Here is an 18,822-nt window from a genome sequence, read left to right as displayed (position 1 = left end):
GGGAATCAACGTCGGGAAAAGCGCCGACGCGCGCCTCGGGCCGAAGCCCGGTATTCAGAGGCCGCGTTCGGCCTGCGCCTGGCGGGCGCGGCGGGCGGCCATGCGGCTCTCGGCGCCGGCGCGGTTATGCTGCCGACGTTCGGTACGCGCATGTTCCAGCGAACGGAGGCCGACCTCGGTATCGGGATAGGCTGGCACCGGGGTATAGGTGATCTCGTAGAGATCGGCCTCGATCACGGTGCGATGCGGGGGATCAACCGTCTCGTCCCATTCCTGCTTACGGGTCACGAAGCCGAAGCTCATGCCGGGAATGTCGCCACGATCGAGCGAGACGGCGAGATCTCGGCCGTCCGTAGTGTCGGGCAGCGGGTTCTCGAAAGCCAGGCCCTTGGCATCCTCGCGCAACGTCAGCGTGCCGGCACCGGTTCGGCCGACCACCCGGCCGAGATCGTGGCAGATGATCGCCACGACATCGTTTTCACGCAGCGACTGCGTGAAAGCGCCTGCGCGGATCTCCTCGGTCCAGTAGCCGCCGATCGAGGTCTTGTTGCCGAAAAGGGCGGCATAGCCCGATGCGGTGCGCGTCTCGCCCTGCTTGGCTGCGGCACGCAGCTCCAGATCGGTGGAGACGGCGCGACGCTCGCGGCCGTCAGGCTTCTGTAACGGCTTGGTCATCGCCTTCATTTCCTGTCGAGGGGGTCGGCAGCAGCGGCTGCGAACCGAGGGGAACCGTGGCGCCCTGGACAAGCGGCCTGGCGCCGACGCCGTCCGGATACGCAGCACGATCCTCGATGCCGCGCGCTTCGTCCGGGGTGAGCTGCGCGGTCTGGATCGCCCGAGCGAGACCGTCGATGCGACTTTTGAAATCGCCGCGTTGCAGGCCGTCGAGGTTGTGTTTCACCCGGCGCGATCGCCGGCGCTGGCCGAACAGCTTCAGGTTCAGCTCGTCCTCGAATGCCCGGGCCCACTGGCCGATGTTGTGCTTCACGAGCTGCAGATCCTGCTGCTCGGTATTCGAGAAGGTGCCCTTCGATAGATCCTGCAGGAACACCGGCGGCAGATTGTAGCCGCGGGCGATCTCCTGGATCTGGAATAGCCGGGCATCGCCCATCTGCCCCTTGTCCGGATCGGTGCCAACTGCCTTCAGCGTATGCCCAGGGGGCATGCCGAAGAACGACTGGCCGGTCTTGCGGGCCAGATCGATCGCCCGCCGGATATCGGCATATGCGCGCTTCAGCGCCTCAGGACCGGTCGGCAGCGGGCCTTCCAGCGCCAGCGGTGGGACACCACCCCCGGCGAAGAAACCCGACGCGAAGTTGTTCATCGCGATCGCGAGGCCGATCGCCTGCCGGCAAGTATAGATCGGGCCATAGGCATCGACCTGGTTCGGCTTTAGCGCGAACGGCACGTCGATGATGTCGCGTGCCGGATAGTCGCGGCCGTCGAACCGATAGATCTTGCGGCCGGCCTCGCGACGGATGGTCGTCTTGGTCGGGTCCAGCGGCCAGATCGCCACGGGTCGCGTGCCATTGCGTTCGATCCAGGCCATGCCGCGCCCGCCGGTGAACACCTGCTGCCAGAAGTACTGCCGGAACTGGAAGCTCGACCATTCCGGGTTTGGCGCTTCGTTGAGCAGCATCTGTAGCTCGCCATCCGCCTTTTCGGTCTCCCCTTCCGCAGTGCGGTAGGCGTGCAGCGGCAGCGCGGCCAGGGTTCGGGACAGGAACATCACCGCACCAAGCACCGCCGGCACCTGGAGCGCGGTGTCGATCGTGACGATCGGCAACGCCACCGCATCGCCGCCCTGGCCCCAGAATTCGCCCCATTCCTGAATCGTCGCGCCGCTGGTGATCTCGGGCACCGGCACGACAGAGCGTTCCTCACGGCGTGGCCATAGTCTCATGCCGCTTCGTCCATCGTGTAGTTGGGATCGTCCCATGGGGAAGCCGGCATCTCTTCTTCCTCTCGGGATATCGCGACCGCCAGCGCCGTGATCAGCGCGACGGGGTTGTCGATCTTCGCCTCGATCCGCGGCTTGCGCGGGTAGACGTTGTCCTTGCCGTCGATCTGCGCGACGACGTTGGCGACCTGCCATTCCATCACCGGACAGCCGGCATGTCGGATCAGCTCGGCCTTCATGAAGGCGTCGAGCTGCTTCATCGGGTCCGAAAGGTTCATGACGTTCGGCCGGACTTCCAGAACCGGCGCGCCATCCTTGACCAGGCGATTGATCAACATCGTCGCCTGCGCGGGGTCGTAGGCGATGGTCTGCACGTCGAAGATCGTGCGGGCCTCGGTCAGCGCCAGCTCGATCTCCTCAAAGTCGGTGATGTTGCTGTCCATGCTCACGTCGAGCAGGCCCTGCGAATCCCAGCCCTGATAGGCGTTGGTATCTTCCACCGCCTTGCTTGGCAGGAAGTACCGGCCGATCCGGATGTACGGATCGTCTTTCGTCGGCCGATCGCCAAGCGGTGGAAACAGATACTCGATCGCGGCGATATCGACTTTCGACGCCAGATCGAGGCCGATGATGCAGCGCCGCCCGGCCAGCCGCTCCAGCGCGGCCGCGTCGGCAAAGACCACCGGGATGCCGGCATCGGCGCACCGTCGCCACGCCTCGATGTCGAAATAGGCCGCCTTCGCCGCGACCCACAGGTTGAGGTGCTTGGTCTTGAAGATCGCCCGCTTGCGTGGTGTCGACACCGCGTCACGCTGCCGGGCGAGCAGATATTCCAGACCAACCGAGATCCCGATGTTTGGGTTGGCCTTGCGAAGGGCCTCCTCTGTCCGCCAGTCGTCGTCCTCGTCGATCGCGTATTCGGCGAAGAACGTGTCGTCATCGAGCGGCGGGCCGCCATTGTGGCCGATACCATTGAGCCGCTCGCGCTGCTCCAGGATCATCGCGTAGCACGGGCCTGCAAGGTTCTCGCCGGCCGTGGTGATCAGCAGCTGGAGCGGCTGGTCGCGGGCACCCATGCCGGTAAGCATGGTGTCGACCTGCGCGTCGTCGACGTGCTCGTGATATTCGTCGTGGAGCGAGCAGCTCGGCGATTGCCCGTCGCCGGGATCGCCGATGATCGTCTCCATCCGCGAACCGTCCGGCAGCAGCAGCTGCTTGGCGAGGTTCTCGATCTCGAACTTGGCCTTCAGCGCCGGCAGCTTCTGGACCATCAGCTTGGCGGGCCGGAAGACCTCCCACGCCTGCTTCTCGTTGGTCGCGCCCGAATAGACCTCGGCACCGTATTCACCGTCCGCGCACAGCATGAACAACGCGACGCCGGAGGCGATCGCCGACTTGCCGTTCTTGCGGGGCACGACCAGCAGCCAGCGCCGGAACCGCCGGGTGCCCTCCTGAGACCCGGACTTATGCAGCCAGCCGAATACGCAGCAGAGGTTCCAGATCTGCCACGGCTCCAGCGTGAGCCGCTTCTTCTGTTTCGCCCATACGCCCTTGGTGTGGGGCAATCGCTCAATGAAGCGACACGGCCGCGCCGCCTTTGCCTCGTCGAACCGGTACGGGAAGTCGTCCGACGCGCTACGGACCAGCTCGCCGACGAACCGCTCGCATTGCAGCCGGATCTGTTTCCCGGCCGGGATACGGCCAGACACGACGTCGGCGGCGTATTGCCGCGCGATCGCCGCGTAATCGCGGGACGGCAGCCCGGGTGCGGTCGACACCGGCTTAGAAGTCGTCGAAGTCGCCCGGCGCGTCCTTCTTGCCGCTGGCGATCTTCATGGCGGCCGATGGACTGAGCATCAGCTCACCCAGCAGCGACTGCACCTGCCGCATCGCATCCGACAGCATCGCGACCTCCGGCCGCGCGCGAATCATCTCGGTTACGACCTGCTGGCCGTCGACCTTGCGCACCGTGGTGCTGGTGCAGGTGTCGCCGGACATCTCCAGCACCGCCTGCCACCGTTGCACCTGCTCCAGTCGCTGCGCGAGGAGCGCGACGACGTGCGCGAACTGTGGCTCGGCGCGGCCCTGCTTCTCCAGATGACCGGCGATATCCTGGAACAGCAGCTGCGCGAGGTTCGACAGATGCAGCGGCGGGATCATCGTCCCGCACACGCCGGGAAGCGGCATGATCGCGCGCTGTGCCGGCGTCAATTTCGCCGCAGGATCTTTCCGCTTCCTGCCTGAGCCGGGACGCGCTCCACCACTTGCCATGGGCCGCCCTCCCGGGGATCATTTTGGGTTTGAAAACGGCCGCGTGAAAATCTGGCGACGGTACGGTGTCCGGTCGGCGACCCCCTGAGGGATGGACCCGCCCCCCCCGGGGTCAGGCGTCGCAGCGTGCCACGCGATCGGCCGCCAGCTCGGCCAGAGACTTCGCGTCATGGCAGGGATTGCACAGCGCCTGCTTGTTCGAGCGGGCATCGGAACCGCCGTCAGCGAGCCTTACGATGTGATCCACGACGTCGCTACCAACCTCGCGGCCGCGATCGACACAAATGCGGCAGAAGGGCTCTTCCTCCAGCACCTGGCGCCGATCACGCTGACCGGCACGGCCGCGCTTGCGGCGATCGGGCTGGCCGGCAGGCCGCGCCCACGGCTTCTTCGGTCCCGGCTGACGGCCGAACACCGGGGGCTGCATTGGCATGGCCTATGCCCTGCCTGAGCGAGGTTGGTGGGGCAGCGTCGCCTGCACCTGCGCCGTCATGCTCAGCCGCTGGCGGGCTTCAGCCCTGCCGATCAGTAGCGCCAGGCGCTGCGACATGACCCGCACGCGACCGCACGGTTTTATCAGAACGCACTTGGCGGCACGTTCTTGCAGCTCCTGCGCCGGCGCATGCATCATCAGCCTCGGCCGCGCACCACGGCACGCACCTCGCTTGCGGCCTGTTCGACATGCTCAATCAACTGGTCGGCCTCGGCCGTCGTCTCTGATGGCACCTCGAAACGGTCGGCCAGGTCGAGCAGGCGGCGTGCCAGCACGCGCAGGCGCATGGCCGATGTAGGTGTGTTGCGGGCCATCGCGGCCTCCAATGCTGGACATGCTTGCGACTCCCGCCGCGACGCATCGCGGGGGAGGTGTGGCGGGCGCGCAAGGGTCGATGCCCCAGATCGTCTGTCCCGGTGGCCGCTCAGGCGGCGGTGGCCGTCAGGCCGCTTGGTGTTCCAAGAGGCTCGGCATTAATCGCCAACCCTCAATCTTCCATGAAGAGGTACCGAACCGAACTGTGGCGTATGGTCCGTCGACGCTCTCCAGCACGCCCGCCACGCCGGCGAACGCGGGCATGTCGATAACCTCGACCGCGTTGCCCGCCTCGACTGTGCAGCGTTGGGCACGCAGGGCATTGCGACGATCGCGCTCCAATGCCGCCTCAGCACGCCGGCGCGCTGAGGCGGACTTGATCGCGGCGCACCGGATGCGCTCGGCCTCGGCGTGGCTTTCGGCCGCGCGCATCGACTGGATGACAGCAGCTTCCCGCGCCTCCTCCTCGTGTAGGCCCGCAACCTCGGCATTCCCGACCAGCGGCACCCGCCCGCCGTGATGGAACACCCTGAAGCCAGGATGCGGGCTGACCTCGCGCGATGCCACCAGCACCAGCCGTTCCAAGTCACGCTCGGCCGCGAACACGAAGGTCGGCAGGATCGGCGCGTCGATCTCGATCACCCGCTTGCCGCTGAGTGTCTTCGCTGGCACCGACCGGCGACTGGTGCGGGCCGGCGTCCACACGTCGAAGCCTGCGCCCCGCAGCGACCGCATGAGCGGCAGCGTCTGCCCGCCGCTCGTGCGCAAGATGATCCAACGGGACACGAGCGTCAGGCGTTCGCGATGTCGAGCGGCACGCCGCGCCAGGCCGCATCGGGCGCCGGCCGATCGTAGAAGCGCGTATAGGTACGCGATCCCATCACGCGCATCGAATCACGCAGCGCCTGCATGGCGCGCAGCCAACGATCGTCGTCGATCCCGGTCAGGCGAAGCAGCATGAAGATGCCGGTGTGGCTGATCTGCCCTTCCTTATCGACCGCGAAGACCCGATCGACCAGCGCACGGATTGCGACATGGCTGTCGGCCGACCACTCGCGCAAGCATTCGTCGATCAGTCCCTTGGCGACCTCCAGCTCGGGGCCCAGCTCCAGCCGATCAGCGACGGCGATCTGCAACCGTCCGCAACCGTCATAGGTCGAAAGCGTGATGTTGCCCTTTTTGCCCCCGATGGTCACATCGTACTCTTGGGCGAGCAGAGCACGGAAACTGCCGATGCGCTCGAAAGTGCGCTCTTTAAAGGCGTGCAGCATCTTCGAGATGACGTGCGCCTCCGCCAGCGTTTCGCGGGCAAGCTCGTCCATCAGGAGATCGATCGGCTTCACCAGCTCGATCGGGACCAGTGATCCCTTGGCGTCACGCAGGTACCAGGCACCGGCGAACTCGATCGCGGACGGGTGCGGCTTGTCGCTCATGCCGCGATCGCCGTGGTAGCGGAGAGGTTGGCGATCGTGCTGATCCGGCGCAGCGTCCGCTTGGCGGCCTGACCCGCTTCCACCTCGGCAAGCAACTCCGTCATTTGCGAGCGCGGCACGACGAGGATGTCACCCGGGATACGCGAAATCTCGGTCTTGTACTGCGCAACGTCGATCATTGAGCCCCCGGCCTATTCGATGTCGGGGAGATGCCTGAAGGGTGGCGAAAGCGGCAGTGGGTAGAATGTGGGTGTGCTTGGATCGCAGGCAGGAGGCTGGATGATGAAGCCCGCGGCGCGCAGCTGGTCGAGTATGCCGACAGCCTCCGTAGCCGTCAGGCGGGCCGGCGCGACTCGTGGCTTCCGCGAGCCTGGTTCGCGATCGAGGAGCTTGTCCCGTACCGCCCGGCGGACGGCATCGCGGGCGGTATCGCGATGGATACCCATCGCGCCGGCAATCTCGCCGTAGCTCGGCCACGCTCCCCAGCGGGCGATGTACTGTTGTACGAAGCTGACGACCTGTAATTTCCGCGATGCCATCGCTGGCGTCAGTCTGTATTCTTTCTCCGCGTCACCACATGCCCCCATAGACCCCAACACCCCCTGTTGGGAACATAGCGTGAATTGTCATGTGTTACGAGTGATTTGCTACGCTTTGATAGCAGGTAGCCCCGCCTTGACTGACAAGACGGGGCTTCAGCTTCGAACTAATTTACGAACAAGTTACCTGATGGTTCTCGCAGTCCCTTGGCCCCTCCGGCAAAGGATCACGAGGCGTCGGCGGCTCCCCATAAATACCAAAGAGACATTCTTGGCGAAAGTTGCCGATGCAGTTCGCATCAGATGAACCACGGCAATATTCCGATGCAGCCCTTAGACATACTGCATTAGCGCTCTGAGCAGATACCGGGGCGCTTGACCCAGCCAGTATAACTCCACTCATCAGCACGATTTTTGAAATGCCAAGGTGCTTCGCAACTTTCATTTTGATACTCCCTGATTCGCTACACACACAACCTAAAAGACGCTTCGTTGCCGTCAACTCATTATTATTACCGCGTTTATATCCGATCTGGCCAGATAGGGCTTTGCATGACGACGGGGTATAGGCGCTGCCGGGTCGCTGATGCCGGCTATCAGCTAAGGCTTTCGCTCAGCCCCGACGTCTCCAGCCCGCTCCGATGCGCGTTCACTGCGGACTGCAACCAGCTACGGTAATGGCCGGCTGGCAGCAGCTGGTTATTTAGCTGCTCGAACATGTCCATCATCCTGTTAGCCGACTCAATCTGACCTGCCTCCGCGAAACCGAGAGCGACGGACGCGATGCAATTGGCCACTGCTGTGACGGCTTGGTCGGCATCGCTGAGGTGCGCTGCCGTGGGAACCATGGGTTGCTCCGATGGCGGCGCGACCGGATTATCATGCGTCATATCTAGTTACCCAATGACAGAAATGTTAAAGAACAGACTAAGAACGAAAATTAGGAGACTGCGTGAACGAGACGATGTTTCGGCAGACGCCGGGATGTGAGGAAGGGTGCCATCCGTGCGGCATGCGATGTTCTATGCTCGCCGACGTACGGGCTCAGCGCCATCATCGTCTTCAGGCTGCGCTGGCGGCATATCGGCATCAGCCGAACGAAGCTCGATCAATGGAGCTCGCAAATTGCCGAGCGCGCTGGGCAGCAGCATGGCGAGATCACGAGCGAGCTCGACCCCCTGTAAGGGCCGCTGTTCCGCATCAATTGCAGATCCCAGCATTGCCAGAAACATTTGAGTCAGCACCTCCTCATTTGGCAGTGCGACAGTCATCGTAACGAATTGTGCGATCGGCGGGGCCGATGGTGGCGGAGCGTTCGCATCAGGATCGTCCGTTTCACCCAAAAGGTACGAAGGTGTTGTTCTAAGTTCACGAGCGATTTGCGTGATCGATCGTGACGATCGTGAATCACCGTTGATTAAGGAATTGATCGTGCTTTGGCGGATGCCGACTCGCCGTGCCAGTTCGGCTTGGGATATGCCCATGGCGATCCGTCTGCGGTCAATTCGCGCACCGAGAGTCATTTTTCCGGTATCTAACGAATAGTTGTTAGCGTCTCGATCGATTTGCCTGTTGACGGACATAACGACTAGCCGTTAGATCGGCTTATGGCGATCGAGCACGACATTGATTCTGCACTGGCTCGCGCGGTTCGCGCGGCTGGCTCGCAGTCTGAATTCGGCCGGCTGATCGGTCGGCGCCAGTCGACTGTGTCGTTGTGGCTCAAGCGCAATACACCTCTTCCTGCGGAGCATATCGAGGCAGTGGAGCACTTAGTCCCCAAGGAAGAGCTGCGTCCTGATCTACCATGGGGAGATAAAACCTCGACACCTCTGGCGACTCGGTGGGCTCTAACGACCGATCCGACGTCGTGAACGCCGCCATCGATTTGCTGGCATTCATTGCGCTCGCGATCGTCGCGATCCGCCAGCAGCTGGCCGTGCGCCGCCTGCGCCACGAGATCCGCGCGCTTCGCCGCGACCATCACGACGCGCACGGCTGGTACGAGATGCTGTTCGAGGGCCTCCAGCACCGGCCGGCGCTGATGTCTCCATCCACCATCAACGAATCGAGGATGGCGCGATGACCCCGCCGATCTATCAGACCGGCATGCACTTCTGGCGCGCCGATCGCGTCCATCGGTTGCGGAGTTTCGCCGAACGATCGACCTCCCATCTGCGTCGGGTTCGCCGCAACGGGCGATCGATTGAGTCGCAGGTCAACGGTGGGCGATGGTAATGCCCGGCTATTGGCTGTCGCGTATCGCCGTGACGATTTCGATCGCGCCGTCGAGGTCGGCTGATTGGTCGATAGGCAAGTCTTTCGTCTGTGACCGGAGGATGCCCTCAAGGTCATGGAGATCGATCTCCTCGCGCTTGTGGAGTTGCGTGAGGTGCGCACGCACGAGCTGCAGCGCGATCGCGCCGTTATCGGCCAAGAACATAGTTTCCGCCCTTCGTGTCGTTGTAGGAGACAACACGATAGCCGGACGGGGTCGGGCGTCGAGTCCGGCCCCCGAAGGGCTTCACCAAGAATCACTTCTCACCCCCTTTGACCACTCGCAGACCGGTCATAACCCGCAAGGCGCTTTCCTTCTCTGGAGCGCCGTGCGGTTCTTCAACGCTCGTCTGCGGTCCTCCCTTAAATGCCTGGGTGCCGGTCGTATGCCACGGTCGGCACCCGTTTTTCTGGCAGGGCGGGCATGACGAAGCTGCGCCACCCGCTAACGATTGAGAACGCGCTGTATCTCGTCCTCGGTCACATCACGGTCGAGCGCGCGGCCGAAGTCACCGGCCGTGAGGCCAGTTATCTGCGCAGCTTGTCCGACCCTGACAGCCGTTACCGGCTCTGCATCGAGGACGCGCTGAAGCTGGATCTCGCTTACGCGCAGGCGGGGGGCGACGGCGCTCCCCTTTATGAGACCTACGGACTTCTTCTCGGCGCAGCTCGTGCTGATCGCTTTGCGTGCGAGGCAGAGATCGCGCGGCATACCGTCGATGTTATCCGTGAGGGTGGCGAGGCACATGCTGCGCTGGTTGCCCTTTCGATCCCCGGCGCAACCGAGGCCGATCGCCGCAACGCCGCTCGCGAAGTCGAGCAGGCAGCTGCGGCTCTGACCCGTGTTGTTCACTTGCTCGAACAGCCCAAACCACCCGACCCGCCATGATCCCGCCCCGCCCGGGATAGCAGCCCGGCTGCTGCACTACCGACCCAACCACCCACCGTTCCGCGAGCATCGTGCTTTCGGGAACGGTTTTCTGCTGCCCGAGGCTTTTGATGTTCGATCCCGCCCATGTGCATGCGCTTTCCGAGCAGTGCGCGCGTCTGCGCGACCAGCTCGACATATTGCTGCCGCTGGCGATCTCCAACGAGGCGATCGCCGATATCCAGCGCAAGCCTGAGCCGGAACGTACCTGTCGCCAGTCGCTGGCGCTCGCGTTCTTCCACCTCGCTCGCGGCAGCCAGTCGCTGAGCGAGGCTGCACTGGCGGCCGACCGTGCAGCTGAAGGCGTCCAGATATGAGCGCTGATCCTAAGGCGCTCCGGCAGGGCCGCCGGCTGCTGCTGATCCACATTGTGGCGACGACGGTCGCCGGCTGTGCCCTCGGGCTGACCGCAGTCGACCGAATCAATCTCGCTCTCGGCGCGGTCTTCGTCGTCCTGATCGCGGTGATCGCATCGCTGGAAACGCTTCGCGTCCTCGTTTTCTCTAACCGGGAGCCCCGTCGATGATGCATGAACCTGCGCAGTCGTGGCTGCACGAGTATGATTGCCGCTGCGACAGCTGCGAGCCCTACGCCCCGAGCGAGCCCGAGCAGCTTACCGCCGCCCACCTCGCGATGCTGGCGTTCACCGGCTTTATGGGAGCGGCCGGGCTATCTGCGCTGCTCAATCCGCACGCGACGCTGGTCTCGCTGGCGGCGATCGTCGGGGTGGGGCTGTGAACGGCGAGCTGCCCGACACGCCGCTCTTTACTGGCTTGTCCCCTGTCCAGCACTTCGAGCGTTCGCGCAGTTATGACACCGCCCTCCTCGCGATCGAGGGAATCATCTTAGCCGGTGTCGGCAACGATGATGTGCGCGGCCTGCGGGCGGCAATGCTTCACTCGTATTGCGTCCGAATTGGCGCGATCATCGCCGGCTGTGACAGCGCCGATCGCGAAGAGCTGCTGACGATCGCGCGAGGCGAAATTGCCGAGGCGGCTGATATTGTGCGGATGCTGCGGTCATGACGGCCGAGGTTTCGTACCCATCGGACAGCGAGATCGATCAGCTTGTCGCCAAGGCGCTGGCCACCGATACGACGCTTGTTCAAGAGGCGCTGGTAACAGCGCTGGCTCGCTATCTGGAAATTACCGGCACCTATGTCCGCTCGGGGCGTAGCTCGGATGTGATGCAAATGGCGTTCCATGCTGGCGTCATGGCAATTCGTTACGCCGCGGGCGACGGATTCATCCGCGAAAGCACGAAGAGCGACGGGGCCGCGCCGTCGTGAGCCGCCCGACCGTCACCACCCGTGCGCACCAGGCCGGCTGCGTCGTCTGCCACGGCAGCGAGGCACGCTGGACTGGCGCCAATGCGCGGGCGCTGGCGGCACGCCACCACGACCACACCAAGCATGAGACTTGGTACGGGCTCTCGATGGCCGTCCGGTACGGCGAGGCCGAGCCCGACCCCGACCCCCGTCAAATGGACATCGAGACGGCGATCGCCGCCCACCAGCAGAGAGGACCGCAGGTATGAGCCGCGCCCGCACCGTTCCAGCGTTGATGATCACGCCCACCCATAGCCGCCCTGAGGGCGCATGCTCGATACCGATGACCGAGACGGCGATCCACACGAGGGCCCTGCCGGAAGGTCACTTCGCTGCGATTGTCATGTCCCGCCCCGAAAGCGTGGGGAAGCTGGGCCTCTCCGTAGTCGCCATCCTCGATCGCGACGAGGTCGAGGAGCATATCCGGCTGCTTCGGAACGCGATGGAGGATGCCGAGCTGCTCGATGCCGGCCTGTCCACAAAGCACGCGCAGGGACCCCGTTGATGGCGTCTGCATCATCTAAGCGGGCGACGTCCGACGCCGCGAAGCACCTCACCGAGCGTTTTACCGAAGTGCTGACCCGGCACGCAAACATCATGGAAGCGGGCGGCATGTCGACGGCCGAAGCTGCTGCGGCCGTCATGATAGCCACCGAGCAGCTCGCCTTCACGGCGATCGGCTTGGTGGTCTTGCAGGTCGAACCAGGCGCCCGGGTGCCCATGATCGATAGGACGTTGGGGCAGCTCATGATCAACCTGATGGATCGCAGCGATTCAATGCTGAGGGAGATCGGTACCGTCGAGCGGGCGAAGCACGCGCCGGGAGTACACTTATGAACGCCCCCTCCATCGTCCACCTCGACAAGCGTGTCAGCCGTGCGGCCGAAGTCGGTCGCGGCGTCGATCTGACGGCCGCTGATCTCGATTTGCTTGTCAGCCTTGGGCTGATCGACTTGCTTCACGACGCCAAAGCCAAATTTTTGAGAGAACAGACCACGTGCAGAGTGATGCGACGCCAGTCTATCGGCGAGGAAAATACTGGCTCGACAAGCTCCGGCGGGCCGACGGCACCGCCCGTTCGCCTCGTTGGTACGTCTTCTGGTACGACCCCGGCTCGCGACGCGAAGCAAGCGTTTCAACGGGCACGGGGAACGTCGACGACGCCAAGCGCGTCCTCGACCGGCGGTATCTGAGCGATGCCGACGAAGCGCCCGCCTATTGCTATGCGTGCGGTCAGCCGCTCGCCTCGGCCCAGGCGTATCTCTTGACGGACGCGATCGCCGATTATCGCATCGAGCATGGCGATCTGAAGGCTTCGGCCGTCAGCATTCAGGCGCGGCTGAAGCACGTCCTCGACTTCATCGAAGCGCAGGAGGAGCGGGGCGGGGCGTTCGGCTTCGAGACGAGCTGCGCCGTCGCGTGTGGCACACCGTTCATCACCGCGTTTCGTGCATGGTCGAAGACTGAGCCGGTGACGTGGAAGAACAAGGCGGGGGAGGTTACCGCCTCGCGCCCGCGCGCTGCGGCGACGACCGAGGAATCGGTGCTGCAGGTGGCGGCCGCGCTCAACCACGCGGCCGACGCCAACCCGCCGCGATCGGAACAGCGGCCGATCTACAAACCGCTGCCCCGCAAGCAAGTGTCGCGGCCGCGTAAGGTGCGCGTCGACGTGCCGGTGCTGGCGGACATGCTCGCCTATGCGGCCGAGGTCGACAAGAAGCGCGCATCGCTGCACGCCTTCATCGTCGCCTCGCTCTGCACGATCGGCCGGCCTGACAGCGTGGTCGATATCAGCGTCGCCCCCGAACGGGAGCAATGGTATCCTGGCTCGACCAGCCTCGACCTCAATCCTTTCGGCCGCGCGCAGACGAACAAGCACCGCCCGATCGTCCCGGTCGTGCCGGTGCTGGGGGAGTGGCTGGCCGCCGAATATGCGGACTATCAGCGCCTTGATCCAAGCGCACGGAAGGGCGCCGGCTTCCTCGTCAATTACTACGGCCGCGGCGTCCTCGATGTCGACCGCGCCTGGTCAACGATGCTGGCAGGGCTGAAGCTACCGACCGGCCGCGAGTGGAAGCCGTACCTGCTGCGCCATAGCCTCGCGACAATCCTGCGGAACCGCGGCGTCGCTAAGTGGGACCTGCAGGGCTTCATGGGCCACGAGGTCGGCAGTACGACAGAGGTTTACGCGATCGGTCGATTCGACACGGTTGCGACCGCGCTCAATGACATTCTGGGGGAGGTTGAGCTTCGCGCTCCAGGCGCATTGCGCCGAAACCGCGCCGAAGTCGCTGTATCCGGTCATTTTGTGGGAGACCAAAAAATGACCGGATAACAGCAAGCTGTCCTGGTGGGCGTGGCAAGGATTGAACTTGCGACCCCTGCGATGTCAACACAGTGCTCTACCACTGAGCTACACGCCCGCCGGAGGTGGGCCATTAGCCGGGGTTGTGCGGGGCGGCAAGGGGTATTTGCGGATCGTGATCAATTCGGCCGGTCGATCGGGCTATCCTCGAACATCCGGTCGACCTCCATCACCAGTTCGCGCAGGTGGAACGGCTTGGACAGGATACGGGCGTTGGGCATCGCTTCCCCCGCCTTCAGCGTGACGGCGGCGAAGCCGGTGATGAACATCACCCGCATCCCCGGTGCCATCTCGGTCGCGCGCTGGGCCAGTTCGATGCCGTCCATTTCGGGCATGACGATATCGGTCAGCAGCAGATCGAACGTCGCCGATTTCAGCAGCGGGATCGCCGCGGTGCCGCGATCGACCGCCGCGACGCTGTAGCCCGACCGCTCCAGAGCGCGCGTGAGGTATTCGCGCATGACCTGATCGTCTTCGGCCAGCAGAATTCGGATCATCGGGCGCACCTCGTCATCCCGGCGGCTTAGGAGCAAGGGGGTTAATATTTCCAGTCGAAACGGGCCTGTTGTCGGCGAACGCGGCCGGTTCTACGGTCGGTGCCATGACGGACGGGATCTTCATCGGCACCGGCGATGCCGGCAACGGCGGCAAGCGGCAGGCGATCGACCTGCGGCGGGCCAACCGCCACGGCCTGATCGCGGGGGCGACCGGCACCGGCAAGACGGTGACGTTGCAGCGCATCATCGAGGGCTTCTCCGCCGCGGGGGTGCCCAGCTTCGTGTCGGACGTGAAGGGCGACCTGTCCGGGCTGGCCATGCCGGGATCGGCGACCGCGAAGAACCACGCCGCCTTCGCCACGCGCGCGGGCGAGGTGGGGGATAGCGGCTGGGCCTATCGCGACACCCCGGTGCAGTTCTGGGACCTGTTCGGCGAACAGGGCCATCCCGTTCGTGCGACCGTCAGCGAGATGGGGCCGCTGCTGCTGGCGCGGCTGATGGACCTGAACACGGTGCAGGAGGGGGTGTTGGCGATCGCGTTCCACCTCGCCGATCAGGAGGGGCTGCTGCTGCTCGACCTGGATGATCTGCAGGCGTTGCTGGCGCATGTCGCGGGCCGGGCAGCGGAACTGACGACGACCTACGGCAACGTATCCAAACAGTCCGTCGGGGCGATCCAGCGGTCGCTGCTGCAATTGCGGACGCAGGGCGGCGAGCATTTCTTCGGCGAGCCGGCGCTCGACCTGGACGATATGATCCGCACCGACGACAGCGGGCGCGGCATCGTCAACATCCTGGCCGCCGACAAGCTGATGGCCAGTCCCAAGCTGTACGCCACCTTCCTGCTGTGGATGCTGAGCGAGTTGTTCGAACAGCTGCCCGAGGTGGGCGATCCCGACAAACCGGTGATGGCGTTCTTCTTCGACGAGGCGCACCTGTTGTTCGACGAGGCGCCCGACGCGCTGCTCGACAAGATCGAACAGGTCGTGCGGCTGATCCGGTCGAAGGGGGTCGGCATCTATTTCATCACCCAGAACCCGCTCGATATCCCCGACAAGGTGGCGGGACAGCTGGGCAACCGGGTGCAGCATGCGCTGCGGGCCTTCACCCCGCGCGATCAGGCGGCGGTGCGCGCGGCGGCGGAGACGTTCCGCGCCAATCCGGGCGTCGATGTCGCCACCGCGATCACCGAGCTGAAGGTGGGTGAGGCGCTGGTGTCGTTGTTGCAGGCGGATGGTTCGCCCTCGCCGGTGGAGCGCACCCTGATCGCGCCGCCCGCCAGCCGGGTCGGCCCGGTCACCCCGGCGGAGCGGCGGGTGCTGATCGATACCGATCTGGTCGGCGACAAGTACGACACCGTGATCGACCGCGAATCGGCGGAGGAGTTGCTCACCGCCAAGACGCAGGAGGCTGCCGCTGCCGTGGCCGCCACCCGTGCCGCCGGCGACGCGGAAAAGGCGGCGGCGGTGCAGGCCAGGGAAGATGCCCGCCAGGCCAAGGAGGCCGAGCGCGCCCGCATCGCGGCGCAGCGTGAGGCGGACCGGCAGGCAAAGGCGGCCGACCGCGCGGCGGCGGACAGCCCGTGGGCGAAGATGGCGACATCGGCGACACGCGCCGCCTCGTCCTCGATCGGGCGGCAGGTGGCCAACGAGGTCGGCAAGCAGATATTCGGCGGCGGATCGCGCCGGCGCTCGTCGGCATCGGGCGGCGGCCTGATCGGCCAGATCGCGCGCGGCGTGCTGGGCGGGCTGTTCCGGGGATGAGGGAGATGATGCGATGAGCCTCGACGACATGGGCGGCTGGACCGCTGCGGGCGAGGAAGTGTTCGACGAGGTCGTGGCGCTGCGCCGCGCGATCCATGCCGAACCGGAGATCGGGCTGCACTGCCCGCGCACCACCGACAAGATCAGGGCGGCGCTGGCCGGCCTGCCGCTGGAATTCCGCGAGGGGCCGTCGACCACCGGGCTGATCGCGATCCTGCGCGGCGGTGCGGGGCGGGCGGGCGACAATCACCGCACCGTCCTGCTGCGCGGCGACATGGACGCGCTGCCGATGATGGAGGAGACGGGGCTGCCCTTCGCCAGCGCCATCGCCGGGGCGATGCATGCCTGCGGCCATGATTCGCATACCGCGATGCTGGTCGGCGCGGCCAAGGCGCTGGCGGCGCGGCGGGACGAGCTGGCCGGGACGGTCGTCTTCATGTTCCAGCCGGGCGAGGAGGGGCATCACGGCGCCCGCTTCATGATCGAGGACGGGTTGCTGGCCGATCCCGCGCCCGCTGCCGCCTTCGCCCTCCACATTACCCCCAATGCGCCGTCGGGCGTGGTGGTGACGCGCCCCGGATCGATCATGGCCTCTGCCGAGACGGTGCATATCGTGGTGCGCGGCGCGGGCGGCCATGCGGCGATGCCGCACGACTGCATCGATCCGATCCCGGTGGCGTGCGCGATCGTGACCGCGCTGCAGACCTTCGTGGCGCGCGGCATCGCGGTGACCGACCCGGCGGTGCTGTCGATCACGAAAATCGAGGCTGGCTCCGCGCATAATATCATTCCGGGCGAGGTGACGATGCTCGGCACGCTGCGCACTTTGTCGGAGGCGACCCGCACGACGATGCACGCCGCGCTGACCCGGATCGCGACGAACATCGCCGCCGCGCACGGCGCGACGGCGGAGGCATGGATCGACACCGGCTATCCCGTCACCGTCAACGATCCGCGCGGGGCTGCGCTGGTGCGCGAGGTGGCGACCGGCCTGTTCGGGGCGACGGGCTTCGCGCCGATGCCGCAGCCGATGATGGGCGCGGAAGACTTCTCCTACGTGCTGGGGGCGATGCCGGGTGCGTTCGCCTTCATCGGGGCGGCGCCCGAGGGCAGCGATCCCGCGACCAACCCGCCGCTTCACAACACCCGGATGACGATCGACGAACGCGTGATGGCGCGCGGCGTGGCAATGCATTGCGCGGTGGCGGCACGGTTTCTGGAGCGCGGGTTCGACTGAGGATGCGCGCGACATTGGCGATGGTGGCGCAGGCGCTGGCGGACACGCGCCAGCCGTGGTGGATCATCGGCAGTGCGGCGGTGGCGCTCCACGGAGCCGTGGTGACGGTGGCCGATGTCGATGTGCTGCTGTACGAGGACGATGCGCGGACGATATTGTCGGCATTGGGCATCGTGGCGGCGGCGGGTGAGGGAACGGCGTTGTTTCGCTCCGCCGTGTTCGGACAGTGGACGGTGCCGCCGTTGACGGTGGAGTTCATGGCCGGGTTCCGCTTCCACGCCGCCGATGGCTGGCAGGCGGTGGCGCCGGCGACGCGGGAACAGGTGACGGTGGAGGGCCATGCGCTGTTCGTGCCGGAGCGGGCGGAGCTGGCGGCGATGCTGCGCGGTTTCGGGCGGGACAAGGATCTGGTGCGGGTGAAAGCACTCTGCCATCCAGGAGGTTCCGGATCGGCTGTATTAATGGTATGATGTAGACCATATCGGCCCTCGTTCACGTGAAATCGGTTGGGGGGAGTTTTCCATATGAGCTTCATGACGGCGGCAGTGATGCTGGCAAGCGCGGCGACCATGCCGTCTGCGGAGATACGAACGACGATCCGCGACGTGCGTGCCATCGCCATGACCCATGGCGCAACGATCTGGCCGGGATTCGAGCGCGCGGCGATCGAGGTGGACGTGATCGACGGGCAGGTCGAGCATCTGTTCTGCCGCAAGGCCGCGACCGGCTTTTCCCCGGCGCGGCGGGACCCGGTGACGGGGTGTTCCGTCGTCACGCGCCGCAGGGTCCTGCCGATCGATCTCGCCGCGAGCTTCGATATCAGCCCCGGGATGCAGGTGATCGCGATCGGAACGCCCGCCGCACTCGATATGGACAGGGCCGCGTGGAAGATGACGCTGCTGCACGAGAGCTTTCATCAATATCAGGCCGGCCTGCCGGGATATGCGACGGCCGTGGCATCGATCCGGGCGGTGATCGGTAGTGACGGGACGGACTGGGCATTGAACTATCCGTTCCCTTACGCCGATCCGACGGTCGCGACGGCGTTCGGCGGTATGACGGCGGCGGCCGGTGCATTTCTGGCGGCGCCCGATCCAGCCGCGGCCGCTACCGCCATCCGGCAATATCGGCGGGCGCGGCGACTGGCCGAGAACGCGATCGGCCAGCGTGCATGGCAATATTACGAATTCCAGGCCGGACAGGAAGGTGTGGCGCGCTGGACCGAGATCGTTCTTGCCGAAGCGGCATCACGCGACGATCCGGCACTGACATCCATCGCGCGCGATCGTCGGCTGGGGTTGGCGAACAGCCTGCGTGCCATCGACGAGCAGGGAATTTCCATGTGGAAACGAAGCGCCTTCTACGTCCTGGGCGCGATCGAGGCGGAGATGCTGAACCGCCAAAGGCCCGGTTGGCGCGCGGATTATATCCGCGCGCCGTTTTCGATGGGCAAGCACCTCGACGCCCTCGATTGACC

Annotated in this window: 30 protein-coding genes and 1 tRNA gene; 16 read left to right on the top strand and 15 right to left on the bottom strand. The window is 65.2% G+C overall.

The features are described 5' to 3' along the window. Positions 1-54: 54 nt before the first annotated feature. From ABD719_RS08695 to ABD719_RS08640, 12 genes are all read right to left on the bottom strand, one after another. Positions 55-675 carry an HK97 family phage prohead protease gene (locus tag ABD719_RS08695; protein ID WP_344692946.1) on the bottom strand — a complete coding sequence of 207 codons (621 nt, stop codon included), beginning with the start codon at positions 673-675 and terminating at the stop codon, positions 55-57. Continuing rightward, positions 650-1,867, bottom strand: a complete 1,218-nt coding sequence (locus ABD719_RS08690) for a phage portal protein (RefSeq protein ID WP_344692945.1) — start codon at positions 1,865-1,867, stop codon at positions 650-652. Before ABD719_RS08690 ends, ABD719_RS08695 begins: the two co-directional genes overlap by 26 nt. 32 nt (positions 1,868-1,899) lie before the next feature. Further along, a complete protein-coding gene (locus ABD719_RS08685; protein ID WP_344692944.1) occupies positions 1,900-3,678 on the bottom strand; it encodes a terminase large subunit in 1,779 nt (592 codons plus the stop codon). 4 nt (positions 3,679-3,682) lie between these two features. Next, the gene (locus ABD719_RS08680; protein ID WP_344692943.1) at positions 3,683-4,087 is read right to left on the bottom strand and encodes a P27 family phage terminase small subunit; all 405 of its coding nucleotides are present in this window, start codon (positions 4,085-4,087) and stop codon (positions 3,683-3,685) included. A 196-nt stretch (positions 4,088-4,283) separates the two neighbouring features. Then, positions 4,284-4,604 carry an HNH endonuclease signature motif containing protein gene (locus ABD719_RS08675; RefSeq protein ID WP_344692942.1) on the bottom strand — a complete coding sequence of 107 codons (321 nt, stop codon included), beginning with the start codon at positions 4,602-4,604 and terminating at the stop codon, positions 4,284-4,286. A 197-nt stretch (positions 4,605-4,801) separates the two neighbouring features. Continuing rightward, entirely contained in the window at positions 4,802-4,978 is a 177-nt protein-coding gene (locus ABD719_RS08670; protein ID WP_344692941.1) for a hypothetical protein, read from the bottom strand. A gap of 127 nt (positions 4,979-5,105) precedes the next feature. Continuing rightward, entirely contained in the window at positions 5,106-5,765 is a 660-nt protein-coding gene (locus ABD719_RS08665; RefSeq protein ID WP_344692940.1) for a hypothetical protein, read from the bottom strand. 5 nt (positions 5,766-5,770) lie between these two features. Further along, a complete protein-coding gene (locus tag ABD719_RS08660) occupies positions 5,771-6,412 on the bottom strand; it encodes a DUF3164 family protein (protein ID WP_344692939.1) in 642 nt (213 codons plus the stop codon). Further along, complete coding sequence (locus ABD719_RS08655; RefSeq protein ID WP_344692938.1) at positions 6,409-6,591, bottom strand: hypothetical protein; 183 nt, start codon at positions 6,589-6,591, stop codon at positions 6,409-6,411. Before ABD719_RS08655 ends, ABD719_RS08660 begins: the two co-directional genes overlap by 4 nt. A gap of 12 nt (positions 6,592-6,603) precedes the next feature. Continuing rightward, the gene (locus ABD719_RS08650) at positions 6,604-6,951 is read right to left on the bottom strand and encodes a LexA family transcriptional regulator (RefSeq protein WP_344692937.1); all 348 of its coding nucleotides are present in this window, start codon (positions 6,949-6,951) and stop codon (positions 6,604-6,606) included. 596 nt (positions 6,952-7,547) lie between these two features. After that, positions 7,548-7,799, bottom strand: coding sequence for a hypothetical protein (locus tag ABD719_RS08645; protein ID WP_344692936.1), 252 nt, complete (start codon positions 7,797-7,799; stop codon positions 7,548-7,550). A gap of 174 nt (positions 7,800-7,973) precedes the next feature. After that, entirely contained in the window at positions 7,974-8,534 is a 561-nt protein-coding gene (locus ABD719_RS08640) for a helix-turn-helix domain-containing protein (RefSeq protein ID WP_344692935.1), read from the bottom strand. Between the two features lie 24 nt (positions 8,535-8,558). Between ABD719_RS08640 and ABD719_RS18690 the strand changes: the two genes are divergently transcribed. Then, a complete protein-coding gene (locus tag ABD719_RS18690) occupies positions 8,559-8,825 on the top strand; it encodes a transcriptional regulator (RefSeq protein WP_425567141.1) in 267 nt (88 codons plus the stop codon). Further along, positions 8,822-9,037, top strand: a complete 216-nt coding sequence (locus ABD719_RS08635; RefSeq protein ID WP_344692934.1) for a hypothetical protein — start codon at positions 8,822-8,824, stop codon at positions 9,035-9,037. Before ABD719_RS18690 ends, ABD719_RS08635 begins: the two co-directional genes overlap by 4 nt. Before the next feature lie 159 nt (positions 9,038-9,196). Here the strand turns inward: ABD719_RS08635 and ABD719_RS08630 are convergent, their stop codons facing one another. Further along, positions 9,197-9,394, bottom strand: coding sequence for a hypothetical protein (locus ABD719_RS08630; protein ID WP_344692933.1), 198 nt, complete (start codon positions 9,392-9,394; stop codon positions 9,197-9,199). A gap of 258 nt (positions 9,395-9,652) precedes the next feature. Between ABD719_RS08630 and ABD719_RS08625 the strand changes: the two genes are divergently transcribed. The 10 genes from ABD719_RS08625 (at position 9,653) to ABD719_RS08580 (ending at position 13,818) form a co-directional block, all read left to right on the top strand. Beyond that, entirely contained in the window at positions 9,653-10,117 is a 465-nt protein-coding gene (locus ABD719_RS08625; RefSeq protein WP_344692932.1) for a hypothetical protein, read from the top strand. Between the two features lie 110 nt (positions 10,118-10,227). Then, the gene (locus ABD719_RS08620) at positions 10,228-10,473 is read left to right on the top strand and encodes a hypothetical protein (RefSeq protein WP_344692931.1); all 246 of its coding nucleotides are present in this window, start codon (positions 10,228-10,230) and stop codon (positions 10,471-10,473) included. Then, the gene (locus ABD719_RS08615; RefSeq protein ID WP_344692930.1) at positions 10,470-10,682 is read left to right on the top strand and encodes a hypothetical protein; all 213 of its coding nucleotides are present in this window, start codon (positions 10,470-10,472) and stop codon (positions 10,680-10,682) included. The genes ABD719_RS08620 and ABD719_RS08615 overlap by 4 nt, the downstream gene beginning before the upstream one ends. Further along, positions 10,679-10,894: a hypothetical protein gene (locus ABD719_RS08610; protein ID WP_344692929.1), complete on the top strand. Its 216-nt coding sequence runs from the start codon at positions 10,679-10,681 to the stop codon at positions 10,892-10,894. Before ABD719_RS08615 ends, ABD719_RS08610 begins: the two co-directional genes overlap by 4 nt. Continuing rightward, the gene (locus ABD719_RS08605; RefSeq protein WP_344692927.1) at positions 10,891-11,181 is read left to right on the top strand and encodes a hypothetical protein; all 291 of its coding nucleotides are present in this window, start codon (positions 10,891-10,893) and stop codon (positions 11,179-11,181) included. The genes ABD719_RS08610 and ABD719_RS08605 overlap by 4 nt, the downstream gene beginning before the upstream one ends. After that, positions 11,178-11,444, top strand: a complete 267-nt coding sequence (locus tag ABD719_RS08600) for a hypothetical protein (RefSeq protein ID WP_344692926.1) — start codon at positions 11,178-11,180, stop codon at positions 11,442-11,444. The genes ABD719_RS08605 and ABD719_RS08600 overlap by 4 nt, the downstream gene beginning before the upstream one ends. Further along, a complete protein-coding gene (locus ABD719_RS08595) occupies positions 11,441-11,692 on the top strand; it encodes a hypothetical protein (protein WP_344692925.1) in 252 nt (83 codons plus the stop codon). Before ABD719_RS08600 ends, ABD719_RS08595 begins: the two co-directional genes overlap by 4 nt. Beyond that, positions 11,689-11,988: a hypothetical protein gene (locus ABD719_RS08590; protein ID WP_344692924.1), complete on the top strand. Its 300-nt coding sequence runs from the start codon at positions 11,689-11,691 to the stop codon at positions 11,986-11,988. The genes ABD719_RS08595 and ABD719_RS08590 overlap by 4 nt, the downstream gene beginning before the upstream one ends. Further along, on the top strand, positions 11,988-12,320 hold the full coding sequence (locus tag ABD719_RS08585) for a hypothetical protein (protein WP_344692923.1): 333 nt from the start codon (positions 11,988-11,990) through the stop codon (positions 12,318-12,320). Before ABD719_RS08590 ends, ABD719_RS08585 begins: the two co-directional genes overlap by 1 nt. A gap of 160 nt (positions 12,321-12,480) precedes the next feature. Continuing rightward, on the top strand, positions 12,481-13,818 hold the full coding sequence (locus tag ABD719_RS08580; protein ID WP_344692922.1) for a site-specific integrase: 1,338 nt from the start codon (positions 12,481-12,483) through the stop codon (positions 13,816-13,818). A gap of 13 nt (positions 13,819-13,831) precedes the next feature. Here ABD719_RS08580 and ABD719_RS08575 read toward each other — a convergent pair. Together ABD719_RS08575 and cpdR are read right to left on the bottom strand one after the other, a co-directional pair. Further along, a tRNA-Val gene (locus tag ABD719_RS08575) sits at positions 13,832-13,906 on the bottom strand. A 61-nt stretch (positions 13,907-13,967) separates the two neighbouring features. Continuing rightward, complete coding sequence (gene cpdR, locus ABD719_RS08570) at positions 13,968-14,345, bottom strand: cell cycle two-component system response regulator CpdR (RefSeq protein ID WP_344692921.1); 378 nt, start codon at positions 14,343-14,345, stop codon at positions 13,968-13,970. Between the two features lie 104 nt (positions 14,346-14,449). Between cpdR and ABD719_RS08565 the strand changes: the two genes are divergently transcribed. The 4 genes from ABD719_RS08565 to ABD719_RS08550 are packed head-to-tail and all read left to right on the top strand — an operon-like array spanning position 14,450 to position 18,820. After that, positions 14,450-16,108, top strand: a complete 1,659-nt coding sequence (locus ABD719_RS08565) for a helicase HerA-like domain-containing protein (RefSeq protein ID WP_344692920.1) — start codon at positions 14,450-14,452, stop codon at positions 16,106-16,108. Between the two features lie 13 nt (positions 16,109-16,121). Then, entirely contained in the window at positions 16,122-17,345 is a 1,224-nt protein-coding gene (locus ABD719_RS08560; protein WP_344692919.1) for a M20 metallopeptidase family protein, read from the top strand. 2 nt (positions 17,346-17,347) lie between these two features. Then, the gene (locus tag ABD719_RS08555) at positions 17,348-17,815 is read left to right on the top strand and encodes a hypothetical protein (protein ID WP_344692917.1); all 468 of its coding nucleotides are present in this window, start codon (positions 17,348-17,350) and stop codon (positions 17,813-17,815) included. 54 nt (positions 17,816-17,869) lie between these two features. Continuing rightward, positions 17,870-18,820, top strand: coding sequence for a hypothetical protein (locus ABD719_RS08550; RefSeq protein WP_344692916.1), 951 nt, complete (start codon positions 17,870-17,872; stop codon positions 18,818-18,820). Positions 18,821-18,822 lie beyond the last annotated feature (2 nt).

This window comes from Sphingomonas cynarae, assembly GCF_039537815.1.
Taxonomy (GTDB): domain Bacteria; phylum Pseudomonadota; class Alphaproteobacteria; order Sphingomonadales; family Sphingomonadaceae; genus Sphingomonas; species Sphingomonas cynarae.
Note: the sequence above shows the minus strand (reverse complement) of the source record. Positions and strands in the feature narration are given on the sequence as shown.